The sequence below is a fragment of the Sphingobacterium multivorum genome (assembly GCF_900457465.1).
GTDB lineage: Bacteria > Bacteroidota > Bacteroidia > Sphingobacteriales > Sphingobacteriaceae > Sphingobacterium > Sphingobacterium multivorum.
This window is the reverse complement of the sequence record NZ_UAUU01000011.1, coordinates 533,881-551,486: the sequence shown is the minus strand read 5'-3', so window position 1 is coordinate 551,486 and position 17,606 is coordinate 533,881. Positions and strand designations below refer to the sequence as shown.

9 protein-coding genes and 4 pseudogenes are annotated in these 17,606 nt (G+C 36.7%); 6 read left to right on the top strand and 7 right to left on the bottom strand.

From position 1 onward, the window contains the following. Window positions 1-292 precede the first annotated feature (292 nt). Together DTA23_RS19410 and DTA23_RS19405 are read left to right on the top strand one after the other, a co-directional pair. Window positions 293-6,142, top strand: a complete 5,850-nt coding sequence (locus DTA23_RS19410; protein WP_112375741.1) for an ATP-binding protein — start codon at window positions 293-295, stop codon at window positions 6,140-6,142. A gap of 127 nt (window positions 6,143-6,269) precedes the next feature. Then, window positions 6,270-7,210, top strand: a pseudogene (locus tag DTA23_RS19405) (IS256 family transposase). Here the strand turns inward: DTA23_RS19405 and tnpC are convergent. The 5 genes and pseudogenes from tnpC to tnpA form a co-directional block, all read right to left on the bottom strand. After that, window positions 7,211-8,152: pseudogene (tnpC, locus tag DTA23_RS19395) on the bottom strand (IS66 family transposase); the annotation flags it as partial. It lies immediately after the preceding pseudogene. Between the two features lie 89 nt (window positions 8,153-8,241). Continuing rightward, window positions 8,242-9,492 (bottom strand): group II intron reverse transcriptase/maturase, encoded by a 1,251-nt coding sequence (ltrA, locus tag DTA23_RS19390; protein ID WP_112375738.1) that lies wholly within the window; start codon window positions 9,490-9,492, stop codon window positions 8,242-8,244. A gap of 541 nt (window positions 9,493-10,033) precedes the next feature. After that, window positions 10,034-10,564: pseudogene (locus tag DTA23_RS19380) on the bottom strand (transposase); the annotation flags it as partial. Between the two features lie 48 nt (window positions 10,565-10,612). Continuing rightward, on the bottom strand, window positions 10,613-10,951 hold the full coding sequence (gene tnpB / locus DTA23_RS19375) for an IS66 family insertion sequence element accessory protein TnpB (RefSeq protein ID WP_112375736.1): 339 nt from the start codon (window positions 10,949-10,951) through the stop codon (window positions 10,613-10,615). Further along, window positions 10,951-11,229: an IS66 family insertion sequence element accessory protein TnpA gene (tnpA, locus tag DTA23_RS19370; RefSeq protein ID WP_440591196.1), complete on the bottom strand. Its 279-nt coding sequence runs from the start codon at window positions 11,227-11,229 to the stop codon at window positions 10,951-10,953. The genes tnpB and tnpA overlap by 1 nt, the downstream gene beginning before the upstream one ends. A 64-nt stretch (window positions 11,230-11,293) precedes the next feature. On the opposite strand from tnpA, the pseudogene DTA23_RS19365 reads away from it, so the two are divergent. Beyond that, window positions 11,294-11,623, top strand: a pseudogene (locus tag DTA23_RS19365) (transposase); the annotation flags it as partial. 294 nt (window positions 11,624-11,917) lie between these two features. Here the strand turns inward: DTA23_RS19365 and DTA23_RS19360 are convergent. Next, the gene (locus DTA23_RS19360; protein ID WP_112375735.1) at window positions 11,918-12,745 is read right to left on the bottom strand and encodes a restriction endonuclease; all 828 of its coding nucleotides are present in this window, start codon (window positions 12,743-12,745) and stop codon (window positions 11,918-11,920) included. Window positions 12,746-12,795: 50 nt separating this feature from the next. Further along, window positions 12,796-14,553 (bottom strand): hypothetical protein, encoded by a 1,758-nt coding sequence (locus tag DTA23_RS19355; RefSeq protein ID WP_112375734.1) that lies wholly within the window; start codon window positions 14,551-14,553, stop codon window positions 12,796-12,798. A 682-nt stretch (window positions 14,554-15,235) separates the two neighbouring features. On the opposite strand from DTA23_RS19355, the gene DTA23_RS19345 reads away from it, so the two are divergent. From DTA23_RS19345 to DTA23_RS19335, 3 genes are read left to right on the top strand one after another with little or no spacing between them, the layout of a single operon-like run. Next, the gene (locus tag DTA23_RS19345) at window positions 15,236-16,006 is read left to right on the top strand and encodes an SMODS-associated NUDIX domain-containing protein (RefSeq protein ID WP_112375732.1); all 771 of its coding nucleotides are present in this window, start codon (window positions 15,236-15,238) and stop codon (window positions 16,004-16,006) included. Next, window positions 15,996-17,198: a nucleotidyltransferase domain-containing protein gene (locus DTA23_RS19340; protein ID WP_112375731.1), complete on the top strand. Its 1,203-nt coding sequence runs from the start codon at window positions 15,996-15,998 to the stop codon at window positions 17,196-17,198. The genes DTA23_RS19345 and DTA23_RS19340 overlap by 11 nt, the downstream gene beginning before the upstream one ends. Continuing rightward, on the top strand, window positions 17,167-17,601 hold the full coding sequence (locus DTA23_RS19335; RefSeq protein WP_146753132.1) for a type II CBASS E2 protein: 435 nt from the start codon (window positions 17,167-17,169) through the stop codon (window positions 17,599-17,601). The genes DTA23_RS19340 and DTA23_RS19335 overlap by 32 nt, the downstream gene beginning before the upstream one ends. The last annotated feature ends 5 nt before the right edge of the window (window positions 17,602-17,606 follow it).

Sequence of the window (17,606 nt, the reverse complement as noted above, 5' to 3'; positions counted from 1 at the left end):
ATGATTGGACTCCGACTGGTCCTTATGCTAGGTTACAGTATGCTTGTGCGATAGAAAATTCGGATATTGAGACCAGGCAATTCCGAGGCGGATTGACCACCTTGGACATAGCAATAAAAAATAAATTTCAGGCTACCCAGCTGAATATTTGAGTGGTCAAAATTGTCCGTATTGCCAGGTCATTCACTTTCGAATCTGAATAATCCATTGTATCAAAATCTCCTATTTCATCAATTTTCTAAACTTATTCTTCAAAATGAGTCACAGAATTTCACTATTTTAGTCAATAGATATGAGCAAAATTAATCCTAACAGTTCCATTAGATCCGGCTATACCTATGAGGACCTGCACGTGCTAAAGCATTGTGTGGAATGGCTTCTAAATCCTAGAGCATACACTCAGATACGAATCCAATTTACGCCGGATCTGGTAAAGGAAAAATATTTCGCAATCGATGACGTCATGGTTACTAGAACTGAAGGTACGACCGAATATTTTCAGCTCAAGCATCGCCAACATCCGGATAGGGATTTATGGGATTTTCGAGAACTTAAAGCAAAGGGACTATTCAAGTGGATTAGCTCATATTTAGCACTTATCCACCTAGAACCAACAAAATCCACTCTAGAAAGCAATGGAAATATCGCAGTAGATGTGGCTCAATGCCTATCTGACTTTAAACTGGACAAAAGAAAGGTGTCAAACATCGATCCGGATTTTTATAAAGAGCTGACAGATAAGTTTTCTGAAGAAGATTTGGAAAGTTTCTTCATGAACTTTCACTTTAAGTTCAATCAGCCAGGCATCCAAGAACTTGAATCAACGCTAAGAGAAGTTTTGTATAAAGAGCTGAAAGTGACCAAAGCGGGTGTCGACAGCCTGTTACTTTATATTGCCTCCCAGGGACGCTCTATGTTTCCTAAAACCTTCACGCTTGAAGAAATACGCGGCTGTCTTTCATGGGACAACCCAAGGCCGTTGAATCAAAATTTTGAAATACCTGACGATTTTGAATTCTTTGACAGAGGATTTCATGAGAAATTACTGTTCGAGCTCAAAGATGTCAAAGGAGGTATAAAGGTCGTTACTGGTAAACCGGGTTGCGGTAAGAGTACTTATTTGTCAAAGTTATTTTCTACGCTGAAGAAAAACGGAATCATGGTCTTTAGGCACCATTACCACCTAAACCCTAAGGACTCCTCCTTTGCAGAACGACTTAACTCGGATCGGGTCAAGGAAGCACTTAAAGCTGAGTTTAAAAAGCAAAAGAACTCAGTGATTAGGGAACTCGGTGAAATAAATACAGAATATACCGCTATTAAGGAATTTATAGATCGAATTGCGGAATATCACCGTAATCAAGGAACCGCATTTGTCCTTATCATAGATGGACTTGATCATGTTATTAGAGAAGGTAAAAACCGAGAAGCTTTAGTAACATTCTTAAATGATATTATATTTCCGCAGGAAGGCTTTTGGGTAATATTCGGAACACAGGAGATGGCAACTCCTTGTTTTCCGAGAATTGTTGAACAATATGCTCCCAAGTCTGATTGGACCGAAATTAAAGGTCTCAACAGGATACAGGTTGCAAAGATTGCAAGAAAGGCATTTCCTGACGTTGCGAGACAACATAAGGAGTATTTTCGAGAGAGTACGGACGCACTTTATGAATTAACGGCTGGAAACCCTTTGCACCTAAGATACGTAATTACGGAGATTAGCAATAATGGCAGAAATCTCTCAAGTTATGATCTTAGGGGAATAAAGGCATATGGTAATGATATTTCAAACTATTATGCTGCTCTGTGGAATTCTCTTTCGGAGCTTGCACAGAGTCTTTGCTATGCAATAACTGCATTAGATTTTAAGTTGCACAAGGAACAACTTTTTTCCCTTGCTGCTCACTTGACCAAATATCCAGCCGATGTAAGTTTAGCATTTAAGGATGTATCTCATTTGATACGTATAGAGTTGTCTGGAATCTCAGTTTATCACAACAGTTTTCAGGTCTTTATGAATGGTCAGCCAGAATTAAAAGAACAGCAGACAGCACTTTACAGGGTCATAAGGGAATGGTTACAAAATCCGGCGCAAGAATCTTTGAGATGGGCAGAATCAGTAAAAATTGAATATTATTTGAATAATCCTGCCCCTCTTTTATCCTTAAGCCACGATTGGATCATAAACAGTTATCTTGATTGTCGGGATGAGTTTCAGATTCAAAAGCTATTGGACCTTGCGACTAAAGCAGCTTTCGAAAATAAACTTGCTGACAAGATAATTTACTTTTCTGTTGTCTCCAGTTACTTTTCAAATCGTACATTTAACATGGCTGAGTGCCTTAATACGCTTTGGATTACATCTTTTCGGTCTAAGCCCAATCTTGCAATACCATATCCAGACTTCTCAAAGTTGACCCATTACCAAGTTAAAGAGATATTGATAAGTCTTAAAAATAGGGGGATTGTAAACGATATTCCTTTGGAGGCAATGGAACGGATGAACGAACTTTACAAAGACCGCAATTCTGATCAAAGAGAACTGACTCTAAACTGGATAGAAGTATTGGTCGCTTTTCCGGATATTCCGACAAAGAAGGTCTTCAGTTTTCTCAAACAATTCCGTAAATCAAGCGAAGCCTCCACATACTTTTCAGCTTACTTAAATTGCCTGCTGGCAGACGAAGCTAATAATAGAGAACGTATAGATGCATTTCTAAGACTGAGACTAAAACCATCAGAGCGTGTAGCACTTTTGGAGGTTTTCATGCAGCGGGATATGTTGAGTGGCTCTTATCAATGGATAGAAATCATAAGCAGAACAAATCCAAAAGCTCATCGAATGATGAATTTTTATTCTGTTTATTCAGGACTTCGATCAGCGAAATTATATGATTTTCCTAGTCAAGAGGAATTCCCTGACGAATATGAATACTATAGTTCCTCAGAAAGTATAGAAATAATAAAATTGTTTGAACGCACTTTCGACGCTGGCTTTTTTAACTCTCTAGCTGATAACAAAACAACAATCAATAAATTTTTAAAAAACGCTTCGGAACGTTGGCCCGTAAAACTGGCTAAAATTGTGGTTAGAATCGCTTCAACTTTGGGGAGTTCTTTTTCAGAGAAAAAAAGAATAAAACTTCATGATGTACTCCAGCATCTTGAAGAGCTTCCAGAATTAGACTTCTCATATGATTTTAAAATCTATGAACTTAGAAGAGTAGTTGTTCCCTATATTATAGAAGAAACAGTATGGTTAACACAGATTACGAACATCCGAAACGGAAATCAGCCTGAATTGACCAAAGCAGAGCTCGACCTCTTATTTCACCATAAATGGTATTACCAAAATAAGTTAATTGACCTGGTACAATGCAAGCGGGTATCAATTTCCGACGAAGCTTTGGATTTTTTCCTGGAACAACAACTAGACAGGATTCAACAAGAGCTGATACCATTCAAAGACAAAGCGGAAAACCTAGTAGGCCTAACTTTGCTATATAAAGACTTCCAGAATGGCTTGCACTTGCCCAAACTTCTCTATCTGGCTGCGGAAAATATTTTGGCCTATGGCTACCATAAAGATATGTTCATGCATGATATCATAGAGAGCATAGAGGTTCTTATTGATTCAGGGTCATCTGAAGCAGGTGAATTTTTAAATAGATTAATGCCATATGTTTATTATATAGAAGAACTCACAGATGGCGATGAAACAAGGCATTTTATCTCCGCTTTTTACTTACTAGTGGCTCGTTATGATATTCAGTTGTTGTATAATTTTTATTTTCATCGATTAGATACCAGAGAGTACCTTGACAGTGACATTCTCTGGACTAGTGTGCTTAAAACGCTGGACTTAAATGATCCTGTCTCATTTGCATTATCATGTACCGCAATAGACCACTCTGGGTTCTCTACTCTTTCAAGTGAAAACGTTAACCCCAAAACGACCGAAGTGATAGCAGACATTCACTCAAAATTCGGAAAGCTCAATTATTCGAAGAAAGAAAGTCATTCCCCGTCATACAAACAAGGGAATTCAAATGACAAATCCTATGCGTCCGTAGCACCAGGTAGTTTAGCTAAGACCCTGTCAAACAGAAAGAAAGACGAAGACTTTACAAGATTTGACGAAAGACATTTTATTAATCTTTGGGCAAAATTCTGGTTACGAAAATTGCCGAATTCAACTTTAGAACTTTTAAAAGAAATTAAAAGTGTGTTGGGTGAAAAACCTTGGAATATCGGAAAAGAAACGTTAAACGTATTATATCCCTACGCATTGAAAGTTGACAAGCCGCTGGCATTTGAGTGTTTGTGCTGGCAAATGATCGATATTGGGGGATGGAATACTAATTATATGGTTCGTATGGAAAACGCTCGCACTGTTTGGCGCGAGGTTAACCAAAGTTTTCCACACAGAAGAGAAGAGTTTTATCAATGGACTGTGACTCACTCAGGATTACAATATGCTGACGAAAAGAATTATTCAATACCAATTCCAAAAAGTATACAGTTCTTTGTTGATACAGGGCAGATAGAGCGTGCTGAAGAGTGTGTAAAATTCTATTTAGATACCCTTACGAGCATTTTTCCTAATGTGACTCTACCAGTTCCTGAATTTTGGACTAAACCAAAAGAAATTAAACCTTTTGATATACTCTTACGTCGTTTGGAATGGATGAGCCCATTAGTAAAATCTACTGCAGCAGAAAAAATATCAGAACTTCTGCGTAATGATAAAGCTGGAGAGATTCATTCGATGTTCTATACTTGGCTAGAATCCTGTAAGCTTGAATCTATTGCATGTTATGGACTGTTTGTAATTATACGCTCAATACAGAATCCGAATTCATTAACGTTTAAACATCTAGGGCAATTACGATTGGGGACATTACTGAAAATTCGATGTATGGCGACAGATTTATTACTTGAGCGTATTGCTGAGATATTGAAAGTTCCATTATATATCGATAGGCCGCTTATTGTCGCCATTAATTCCGCACCTCCCAAAATTGATCTCGATCATTTCAAAAAATTGATTGGTAGAAACCTGACACTTTCTTATCTCGATTTTTTGGATGATATTGAAGACCGTAGTCCATTTTCAGTCTGGAGAGCGTGGCTGTGTATGTATAAAGAGCGTTGTGAGGAAATGGGATTGGTGTACCAGTCTGAGGATGAAGAATATGAAAATAGGGGAACTACAGTAATGATTGGTAGGAATACTATTTTTGCTGAAATCTTAAAATCGACATTCTTTAAAATTATCGATAGCCTTTATGATATGGGGCTACTTGACATAGGGACGTTTTTCCGTCTGACATTAAAAGTTTTGCCGATAGACTATTCTATATGGGAGGTCTCCCCGCAACGTAAACCGGAATGGTGGCCAGAGTATCATGTGTCTTTAATAAAATCAGGAAATGCGCATCCGGATTTGTCTGAAGAATTAAACCAAGCATTTATTGCGTCGGGAGATAACACTATTTTATCGATGAACGCTGTATTTCATCATGGTGAAGACTTTTATTCGGCTGAGACCTATTACGTACAAAAAACAATTGCCTTTGCGTACCCATTAAATCAGACATTAATTGGAAATGCAGACCAAATCTATGATCAAATTCATGCCAATGGATTTTTGTATCCAAAAATTCGTAACCTCAACGAATTTGGTTCTTTGGATAATGATTTAGGATATTCTGCAAGGAATCGAAAACCTGTAATCTCAGGTTTACAACCTCTAACGGCTCAACTTAATATTCCGACTCATCATATATGGGAATATTATCGCATCTTCAACCCTTTTGTGTTACTACATCCTCTATTGGGTTCAGGATTAAGATTAGAACCTAAAACTGATGGTATATCCTATTTTTCTAAGGAACAGCTCATTGCCAAAGCTGCAGATTTTATGTCAGGATTGCGAGAAACATTTAACCATCACTTACATTTGATCCCTCATTCAAACTATTTGGTCATCGATACAGCTTTTTTTAAAAATATATTGCAGAAAAATAATATGCAATTCGCGTATATTGTAAGGGAAGAATTCTATTATAAAGCTGATTCTTATAGAGATGAATGGCCAATGCCATATGTGAACCATCGAATAATCTTAAATACGTAAATACTATTAACAAATAATACTAGAGAACCGTAACAAATACATAAATAAAAAAATGTGAGACTGTAACGTGAACTGTGTCAACGGAATAATTCAATAAGGTTTTTTTATATTTAATTATTCAAACGACATGGTCATGAAAGAAAAGACCCCATTTGACTTGAACGCTTCAAAGAGGAAGCTATGCAAGGTCTTTATAACGGAAAGAGTTTATCTCCCAATGATGGCGTTTCTATCGCCCTTAATGAAGCACTTACTGGAGTCGATGATGGATAGCGAGCTGGAAAGTCACCTTCAGGAAGATAAAGCTTCCGGGAACTCCAATCGTCGGAATGGCAAGACCAAAAAAACTGTTCGAGGCCTTAATACCGGTACATTTGAACTTGAATCTGGACGGGATAGATCTGGTACATTTGAGCCCAAGGTAGTTCCCAAACGTCAGCTTATTATAACAGAACAGCTGGAAGGTCATGTGCTGAGCATGTATGCCAAAGGTATGAGCACACGTGCAATAAGTGATTTTATCCGCGAGATGTATGCTATGGAGATTTCTGCAACTGAAATATCCCGTATTACAGAAAGCGTCATGCCTGCTGTTAACGAGTGGCGAAGTCGTCCGCTAGAAGCCGTCTATCCCTTTGTTTTCCTAGACTGCATGCATTATAAAGTCCGTCAGAACGGTACGGTCGAGTCCCGGGCCATTTATAATATCTTGGGCATAGGAATGGATGGTCGCAAAGACCTGATAGGGTTTATAGTTCGGAAAACGAAGGAGCTAAATTCTGGTTATCCGTACTCACCGATCTAAAGCAACGCGGTGTAGAGGACATCCTGATAGCCTGTATTGATGGACTGAAGGTCTTTCCTGAAGCTATAGAAGCTATTTTTCCAAAAACAAAAGTTCAGTTATGCATTGTCCATCAGATTAGATCAAGCATGCGCTACGTTACAGAAAAGGACAAAAAGGCTGTTATTGAAGATTTAAAGCCCATTTATAAAGCTGTAAACGAAGAAATGGGATATGAAAAACTACTGGTCTTTGAGTATCCGCCCTACGAAGTACGTATTTGATTACTGAATAATATTTTTATAGTTCTGCGGATACAGATCCTTTATATTTTTATGATTTATGGTTGCTATATTCAGCAATACGTATTTTAACCATTGAAAAGGGTTTACCTCATGCTTTTTGCATATAGCGAAGAAAGAGTAGATCATTGCCGATCGCTGTGCTGCCTCATGACTTCCTGCGAACAGCCAGTTTTTACGTCCCAGGGCAACCGGACGAATGGCATTCTCGATAAGGTTATTGTCAATCTGCAGATTTCCATCACGCAAATATTCCGACAGCATGTCCCAACGGGCGTATGCATAGGCCATAGCCTTTCCTATCTGGCTTTTGGGCAATACGTTTTTTATCTCCTGGAATATCCATTTCCCCAGTTCGTTGATAACCGGCAGCGACTCTTTTAGCCGCAGCTCCTTGACCTGATCAGGTGATAACTTTTCTTCTTTGGCTTTTCGCTCAACTTTGTAAAGATCCTGTATCAATAGTAGGGCCTTTTCGGCTCTTGCTTTATCGTTATCCAGCGCTTTCTCAAACTCTCGGCGTGCGTGTGCCCAGCAGGCCAGATGGGTGATATCTTTCTTTTTACCAAACTTTTCGTAGGCGGCATATCCATCCGTCTGTAGATATCCTTTAAAGTTATCCAGTATGGATTTAGGTACATGGCCACCACGGGAAGGGTTATAATCGAACAGCACCGTCTTATCCAAAGGCGAGTGGTAGACCCAAAAGTACCCCTGATGGGCAGCCCCTTTTTTATCGCTGTCCAATACTTTTATTACTGTTTCGTCTACTTGTAGATATCCCTGTGATTTAGTATCGAAGAGGAGCTGTTCATACAATGGTTCGAGTTTTTCCAGTGCCTGCCTGGTCCATCCTTCAATAGTTGATGATGGGATCTGTATATTTTCCCTTGCGAAGATCTGCTTCTGTCGGTATAGCGGAAGTCGAGTAGATAAGGGGAATTTCACCCCAAATCTCTCACAAAACCGTACGTGAAGCTCTCACTTCATACGGCTTTTCTTATTCAGTCAACTCAAAGTGTCTTTAGTGGCATTATACCAAATCGCCAGTGGGCAAACAGATTGGCGTTGGCTTTTGCAAACCTGCCCAACCATTGTCTTGCCCTGGTTCTTCGACCACGAAAACCTTTGTATTTCTTTGTTACCCAAATGACAAGTCGCATATTAAGGCGTTCAAGCAAACCATAAATACCAGTCTTGTAAAACTTCCCGTAATAATTGATCCAACCTTGGATGATCGGATTATACCATTCCGAAAGCTCTATAATACTTTTATCTGTACGGCTTGTTTTCCACCATGACCGCATAACCTCTCCGATCTTTTTCTTGGCCTTATTGCTTATCGCAGGTAGAAAGCTAAGAAAATATTGCTTCTTAGCGTTTACTGCTTTACGCGGCTGAAAGGTGTACCCTAGAAAATCAAACTTAATATCTTCATGACTTCCTTTCCTATTCGAATCCTTACAGTAGACAATTTTAGTCTTGGATTCGTTCAGTTCAAGCCCACAAGACATTAGTCTATTCTGGATAGCAACCTTTATGGAAACTGCTTGCTCCTTTGTCCTGCAATGGCAGATTGTATCATCTGCATAGCGTTCAAAAGGAATTTCAGGATATTGCCGTGTGATCCATTCATCAAAAGCATAATGTAGAAAAAGATTCGCAAGTACAGGACCAATAACAGATCCTTGTGGAACTCCCTTGGTTCGTTCAATCCGTTCTCCCTTTGCACATTCATACGGAACCTTTAACCATCTGTCGATGTAAAGCAGTATCCATTTTTCAGACGTATGCCGAACCAATGCTTTTTGCAATAGATCGTGGTTGATATTATCAAAGAAACCTTTAATGTCCATATCAATGACCCAATCATATTGCCAGCATCGCTTTCGTGCTACAGCCAAGGCATCATGTGCCGAACGCTTTGGTCGATAACCGTAAGAATCCCGATGGAAGATTGGCTCAAGATTCGGTTCTATAAGTAGAACCACTACCATCTGGGCCACACGATCGGATATCGTAGGTATGCCTAAAGGTCTTGACCCTCCTCCGTTCTTGGGTATTTCCACAAGTTTCACGGGTGAAGGAAAATAGCTCCCCGAGGACATACGGTTCCAAATCCGATATAGGTTACCTTTCAGATCCTTCTCAAAATCCATTAACGACTGTTTGTCGACACCTGCACTGCCACCGTTGGTGTGGATTCGTTTCCACGCTTCCATCACCAGATGTTTTGAAATAATAAATGACTTTGCTTCTTGCATAAATTCCTCCCAGTGTTCTGGTTGATTAATTCAATTAGCTGAATAAGTTGACCGCTTCGCTTCACATCGATTACAGATGCTTCATCACTACTACCAGTCAATCCGCCCCTATGTGGCGTATCGGTACTCTCAGCCTTACAGGATCTCTGCTTGTGCCTTTCCCTTAGCACTGCGCACATAGGTTCCCACGTTCCGTACTAAAGCCTCACTGTAGTTCACGCCGTCTTTGTGCCGGATGCCGTCAGGGCAGTAAACAGGTGCACCCCTGACTTATCCCGGAGTAACCATCTCCCCCCGGTTTTGACATCATCTTTAAAATTGCGACATTTCTTCAACGGTTCCTTAAGGTCGTCTCCAACAGTGACACATGACTCTTTTAATAGAGCCTTTTCCTTATCGCTCACTACAAAGGCTTTTGACAATTGCAGCATAAGGTAGTTTGGTACCAGCTCCTGCAAACCGATACCGAGGGGCCATCCCTCATCTTGGGTACAGCATAGTTGCTGTTTTTATATAATTAAGCACACTTTCGTGGCACACGATGGTCCTGAAATTTACCCACCAATATCATCGCTAGTAGGCTCGGGCCTGCAATCCCTTTGTCAATAACTCGTTCAGGAAGCTGGGCAATGGATACGCCATCTCCGTTTTTGGCTGCATATTTATAACGGATGTAACGTTTGATATAGAATTTGGCTGGCTCGCACTCCAGTTCTTCGGTAATTTCTTTACCAATGCACACCATTTCAGACAGATCACCTTCTGGGTGGATTTCAATCTCTTCCACAGGGAGGTGGGCAGGTAATTTAGCACGCCCTTTATGGTTGGGGCGCTTGCGGATGTATTCGATTTTTTGCTTAACTTCTTCTTGTTGCTGCTCTACTTCCGCAGGCTCTGCCTTAAAAGGAAGCATGGTCTGATTGGGGTCGCCTTCAAAGCGCTCACGCTTCTGGCCGAACTGCATGCGCTTATACATGGCCAGTTGGGATTCCAGATAATCTATCTTTTCATCACGACTGGAAATGACCTTGATAAGGTCTTCTTTTGAGAGATTTTCCAGTGCATTTTCCATAGGGTAAATATACAGAAAAAGCGGCTTTTATCCTATTAAAAACCACTTTTAAGGTAAAGAGAAACGTCTTTTCTGAATACTTTTCACAACCTGTATACCTTCAACCATCAGTACAAGATCACTCCAGGACAACTCATTGTTTTTTAGATCTGGCGGCAGAAAAGTTCCGGTTTCCAAGCGTTTGTAATACAGCACAAAGCCACCCTTCTCCCAATGCAGCAGCTTAACGTGCGTACGGCTACGATTCAGGAAAACAAATACTTCACCACTGGTAGCCTGCCGCTGCATAGCCGAAGCGATTAATCCGCAGAGTCCGTCAAATGATTTACGCATGTCACAGAAGCCGTCATAAAGATAGAACCGGTGTGATGAGCCTAGAGCAAACATCAGTACAAGCGAATAAGTTGAGAAAGAAGTCCAAGATCATTCGCAACCTTGATACGTACTCCGTTGGGGTAGATAATTTCAATATCATTGTTTTTACTCGCTTTATCGATGCTTAAAAAGCCAGTAGAAGACTTATCGCTTTCTTTGGTTCGGGCAATCCAATAATAAAACTTGGCCTCATTGATCCCGTTTTCAGCACAGTACGCCTTCTTGCTCTTTCCGCTATGCTGCCAGCCTGCTATCATCGATAACATATATTCTCGTTTTTCTTGTATCATCATGACACAAAGCTCGATACTAGATCCCGATTATAAAATATGTACTTGATAGGATGGATACGTCTTTGAAGAGAAATGGGGCAAGAAATACCCCATAGCCGCTAAGTCATGGCTCGATAACTGGATAAACCTCTCTACTTTTTTTGAGTATGATGAGCAGGTGCGTAAGACTATCTATACCACTAATCCTATTGAAGGAATGCACCGTCAGATCCGAAAAATAACGAAGTCTAAAGGTGCATTCAGTTCTGAGCAGGCTCTAATGAAGCTGATGTTTCTGATAATAAAGGACATCTCTAAAAAGTGGACAATGCCAGTGCATAACTGGGGATTGACCATATCCCAACTTTACATTAAATTTGGGGATAGGCTCAAACTTGATAGAGGCTTTTAGATTGTGGTTAATTATCCAATGACACAGTTCAGTTTACACTCCAAAAATGTTGGTATAATTGCTTTTGTAAAGTGTAAATGTAAAATTTGCTCCATGTAAAAAGATACAAACCGAAGGCCTCATAATATTTTAATCTGTGACTTGAAGAGCCAAGTGAAATGAAGTTTAAATTTACATGAATTCGAATGCTAGCTAATATCGACATCGAGTTATTAATGGTAATCTTTTTCCTAAATAATTCATCGCTATTGTATTTGGTCAGCTTACCCGAATCAGAATGATTTGTAGAATTTTTTATTTAATAGTGCCGTCTTTATCAAAGAATTTAATTTCTCCGTCCAACGCGTCTTTCAAAATTGCTTTGGCTGTTCTTCCACCATCTATTATTATTTCGTTAGAACCTGTATTCACTTCATACAGATATTTGATTGATTTAATCTTTATTCTTCCAAATTGTTCAACTTCAATATAGCCATTTTCGAAATTATAAGTATGTTCCAAATCCTTTTCTTCTTTCCAGTTTTGTGGGAGTTCTTGGTCAAGTTGGTGAAAGTTTTTTAATTTCCCTCCATTTTCATCAAGTATCCAAATATCGTCCGCCATTCCACTAATTGAATAATTAAAATCTCCATTTTCAGGGAGTTTAATATTTGCTTTAACCCACTCCTCATCAATAACAATAAATCTTTTTTTAATATTTGGAATAACCATTACCATATTTACAACAATGCTCTTTATTCTGCCTTTCCAGTCCTCTTCTTTGGGTTTTCGAAGTTCTTTTAAATTTATGCCGTAATGTGTTGCGAATTCTTTACTCCCTTTCTGATAACCTTCCTTTGTTACCATAATTCCGTTAATGTTTCCAATATCTGAAAGTACACCATAAAAATCTCTAACCTTTCCAACTGAAACTACATTGTTGTAATTTTTACACTCTATTGCTACTTTATGATTAATTCCTGCAATTTCATACTCCCAATAAACATCAATTTGATGTTTTTGTCCTGACCGACCTTCAATTTTTAAATCATGTTCGACTTTAATTGTGTCAATTCCTTGCGCATTGATTAACGATTGATAAATTTCTTGCGTGAAAATTTCATATTGTTTATTGTCGTTCATTATGTTAGTTTTTTTAATTTATGCCAATGCCAGGTTATCCGTATTGCTTTCTATTTTCGTAAATATCTGACGAAAGCTCCAGTAAAGCTTGTTGCCAGAATTAAGTTTATAATTTTATGGATAAGTTCAAGTGTTTGTGATATTTCGAGTGATTTGTCTGAATGAAGGAAGAAATTTAAGCCTACTTGAAATGGTAAGATATTTTTTAAGCTATAAATTAGTGAATAGCCTAAATCCCTAAATGTAATTATTGTATTTGAAGCATCAAATGAAAACTCATACTTAACTAAGGTGTCACCTACATAGAACCCTGTAAAAATAAATACTATTGCAAAACAAACTATTGAACATAATATAAAGAATAATGGTTTTTTGAAGTTTACGCCATAGCTACTGATAGCTTTGTGAAAGCCCATTAGCAAAAACTCAATCCAGTCAGATTTCCTTCGGTGAATCTTTCTTTTTGTCTCCTGTTCCGATATGTAAAACTTTTCAAGATTTATAAAGTCAGAGCTTTTTTCCGAACTAGTTTTTAACTTTGAATAGATATCCTTAATTTTTATCCACTCGTCAACTTCATCTATATCTGTTTTGTCATCAAAAACTATATTTCGACTCACAAAGAATTTTCTTTCCGAAAGCCAATGGCAATCTCGAAATTCAACATTTGTAATATCAAACTGTTTAAAGGAAAAAAAACTAAAATCAATTTTTTGAAAAACTAAGTTCTGCAGATTAGAATACTTAAAGTCTGTTTTGCAGTTTTCCTTAAATGCGTTATGATAAAAGAATGAGGGGTATTTGTTGAAAACCAAACCTAGAAAAAATGCTTCTTCTTTAAACCAAATGCTACTCATGTTAAATACGTCGTCAAATGTGCAGTTTTCGATGAGTAATTTGTCTATCGTTTTAATTTGATTTGAACTACCGAAATATATTGACTCACTAAAATTAGAATCAGAAAACAACAAATCACCTATTTGCCAATAATTTAGGATCACATCACCTAAATTGGACTCAAATATTTTTAGGTGTTTTGCATTGTCGAACACGAAAATTATATTTGATGAGATTGTTGATTCAGAGATTTTAATTTCCTCTATTTCTTTATACTTATCTGGTGTTTTTACATAGATTTCGTTATTATGTTCTGACAGTTTAGCACTTTTGTTTAGAACCACTTTGTGAATGTGAAAATTTTTAAAATTTACTTCCCATACTTTAATATTCTTCAACCCTTCTGTTCTGAAAATATTTATTGAATCAACCTCTGTCCTTCCATTTTTTTTGGGATAGTCATTTCTATCTATGCTGATTTCAGAAACATTTGAAGATTCGACAGTTATTGTTTTACATTTAGAATTAATGAAGGTGAAACTTCTGTCTATTACCGTTTCATTAATTGATAATGACTCTATCTCTGACTCTTTTCTCACAATTAACCCATTATATAATTTGCAGTAATAGAACCATAAGTATTTCAACTTTGATGTGTCAATAAATGTTTTAAAAAGGGCAAACTTTCCGTTCTTTTCCTCACTTACTTCCACCGTGTTAAAAATAACTTCATCAATCGTGGAATTTTCAATTGAAACAGCCGTAAATGAGCAGTCATTTATTTCTATTCTAGTATTTTCTACATTGATATTTGAGACATATAATAGCAATTCTTTGTCTTGTATACCATTTATTGTCAGTCTTCTACATGTCTCTAAAGAATTTTTTTCTATGAACTCGGTATCAATAATCAAATATTTGTCCTCACGAATAAATTGCTTATAGTTTTCGATATTTATTATAAACTCCATTTGCTGTTAATCTCTCCGTTATATTATAGGTTAAATACATTAGTTATACCCAATAAATAGGTCATACTGATCTTTATATCTGGTTTTTGTTTAGGCAAATGCTACACATAATTCTATTTGACTGTTTTTATATTTTAAAGTTTTCAGGAAAAAGCTGTATCGATTGAATACTAAGCTTTTATAAAGATTATCAAAAAAGTCAGGTAACGATTTGGTAACGGTGCTTATTGCTTTGTTTTTCAATACATTTCCGTTCGTTCGTAGCAAATATACATATTTTTCAGAAATCCGTCCCAATCAATTATATTTTCTTAAAATATCAATAAATATTAAACCAAATAGACATCTTTGAGATGGCTATTTACATTTTGTAATCCTTGTACTTGCATTTTTATTTGTGTATTCAAAATGTTTTTTTATCTTTGTACAAGAATTACTAAAACAAAAAAACCAAATTCTACTGCACATAGATTTGGTTTTAAGATATTTTTGATGTTTGACTTATAAAATCCCCGTATTGCGCTTAACAATACATCTCCTGAGGCTAGTCACCTCATTATGGTTTAGAGTATTATAGTCTGTTTCGTTTTTGCAAAACTATGTATTTATATGTATATACACAAGTTTTCATTGGTTATAATGCTCTATTAAGCAATTTTTATAAATATTTAAATCTAAGCTAATGGCAGCAAACACAGTTTTAGCAGCTTTAGGTATGGCTGCTGGTAAGGTTATCATAAAAAAAGCAACAGAATCGTTGCTAGATAACAAAAATCAAATTTATACCTATTTACAGTCCAATTTTACTAAATTAAAGAATGAGGATGTTCGATTTTCTATCAGTTATTTAATCAGAATTAAAATTCCCGGCACTTCTAAATTTTTGTTAGTTCGTGGTCACCGTATTAAAGACCAACTACAACCTGTAGGTGGTGTTTACAAAAAACTTAACGGTTTTTCAGAATTTGAAAAATGGGGATATAAGGAAGATTGCGGAGCGAAGGGAATGAAATCGGATGATATTAGCAAAGACGATTTACGTTTTCGAGTGAAAGGTAAATATGCTTTAGATGTTATTAAATGGTTTGAATCCAGAAAAGACCGTGAAACAACCTATGACCGTGAATTCAACGAAGAGCTTATTGAAGACCATGGATTTGATAAAGATATTTTTTACTCCAAATCATTCAGAGAGGTGCAAAAAACGATGAAAGTATTTGGTTACAGTACTTTTCATCAATGTTATGAAGTTTTGATTTATGACATTGTTGAGTTTCTTCCAACTCTGGAACAAGAAGTAGTGCTGAAAAAACTTCTAAAAAATCCTCGCAAATTAGGCAGTGATTTCATGGTAGTAGACATCAGCGAAATTGAAAGATTATTGGTAATTGAGCATGAAGAACAAATTGCTAAAATTGGAGAACACACAAAATATTTAATCAATGAAAAATAATTTACATAAATATACAGACCAAGAATTCAAAAAAGATGAACTCTTAGCAATAATAGCTTCAAATTTAGAGCTTGATGAAACACGTAAAAGCCAAATGGAATCTGCTTACCGAGCTGTAAATGACGTTTTGTCAAGAGACGAAGATTTTTTTAAAGATTATACAATAAATGTATATGCACAAGGCTCTTTGTTAATAGGCACAACTATCAAACCACTTTCTGGAAAAGAATTTGATTTAGATATTGTTTTACACATTGAGGATTCTTATCTAAATCATACACCTTCAGAAATTTATGATGAACTGTATCGTGTTTTAAATAATCACAGCACCTATCAACCGCTCTTGCAGAAAAAGAATCGTTGTATCCGTATTAACTATAATAGCGATTTCCATATGGATATTTTACCAGGATGCATGATTACTACAAGCAATACAAGATTGATGATTCCTGAGAACAAATATAGGACGTCTTGGTCAAGAACAAACCCAAAAGGATATGCTGAATGGTTCACAAATATTTCGGAAAGAAACAAATCAAACTTTCTTCTTCAGGAAAGATATAATATTATGTTAAAAGCTGAGATAGAAACTGAAGATTTACCTTTAGATGTCTATTTGAAAACGCCATTGCAACGTACAGTTCAAATTGTCAAGAGATATCGAGATTTATATTATTTTGATAAGGATACAGCGAAAACTCCATGCATTTCAAGTATTGTGTTGACCACATTATTAGCACAAAGCCATGCTGATAATCCTTCTATTCAGGAAGCTTTAAAAAATGCCGTCCAAAAATTAAAGAAATTAGCGGATGATTACAAATATCACAAAATAAAATTTACTGTTTATAATCCGGTTGATAATCACGAGGACAAAAGTAAAAGAGAGAATTTTACCGATTCGTGGGAGGATAAACATTATAACAGTTTTGTAGGCTTCGTAGAAGACTTTGAGAAAAAATTAAATGCGTTCATTGGTAATTCAACGAATGAGTCAAATTATAAAGATTTATTTGGAAATGGATATTACAAACAAAACATCCAAACTTTGGTTAAGTTGGAAGAAAGTTATAAAGGGAATCCTCAATTAGCCGCATTGCTTTCTGGAACAGCTTACACAGACTCAAGTGGTCAAATTAATACCTCATCAGGTGTAAAAAATGGAAGTCATGGATTTTATGCTGAATCCTAAAGAACGAGCTCAAAAATACTGGATGGGATTTTTATATAAAACGCTGATTGAATGTGAAAAAGAATTCAAATGGTTATCTTTTGAAGTGAAAGTAAAATTACTTGAAGGAAAAGGTACGTTGGAATTGAATAACAGAAAATATCATTTGAAAGTGCTATGTTCTCCATTTTTCCCCAATAGATTTGAAAGAGTAATGGTAGAAACTAAAAATCTTATAAAATGTGCAGATACACATTTTAACGGTGATGGTTCACTTTGTTTGTATCATCCAGTTTTTGATTTAAAAGGTAGACCTTATCTTGATTTAGTAGAAGTCATTCCGTGGATATCTGAATGGATATATTATTATGACAAGTATTTGGAATATAAAGTTTGGTTAGGTCCCGAATATCCTCATAATTGATGTTA

Bases quoted from the DNA above. Each gene is read 5' to 3' on its own strand.
- DTA23_RS19410 (WP_112375741.1), top strand. From the start codon at position 293: ATGAGCAAAATTAATCCTAACAGTTCCATTAGATCCGGCTATACCTAT.
- ltrA (WP_112375738.1), bottom strand. From the start codon at position 9,492: ATGCAAGAAGCAAAGTCATTTATTATTTCAAAACATCTGGTGATGGAA.
- tnpB (WP_112375736.1), bottom strand. From the start codon at position 10,951: ATGTTTGCTCTAGGCTCATCACACCGGTTCTATCTTTATGACGGCTTC.
- tnpA (WP_440591196.1), bottom strand. From the start codon at position 11,229: ATGATACAAGAAAAACGAGAATATATGTTATCGATGATAGCAGGCTGG.
- DTA23_RS19360 (WP_112375735.1), bottom strand. From the start codon at position 12,745: ATGAACGACAATAAACAATATGAAATTTTCACGCAAGAAATTTATCAA.
- DTA23_RS19355 (WP_112375734.1), bottom strand. From the start codon at position 14,553: ATGGAGTTTATAATAAATATCGAAAACTATAAGCAATTTATTCGTGAG.
- DTA23_RS19345 (WP_112375732.1), top strand. From the start codon at position 15,236: ATGGCAGCAAACACAGTTTTAGCAGCTTTAGGTATGGCTGCTGGTAAG.
- DTA23_RS19340 (WP_112375731.1), top strand. From the start codon at position 15,996: ATGAAAAATAATTTACATAAATATACAGACCAAGAATTCAAAAAAGAT.
- DTA23_RS19335 (WP_146753132.1), top strand. From the start codon at position 17,167: ATGGAAGTCATGGATTTTATGCTGAATCCTAAAGAACGAGCTCAAAAA.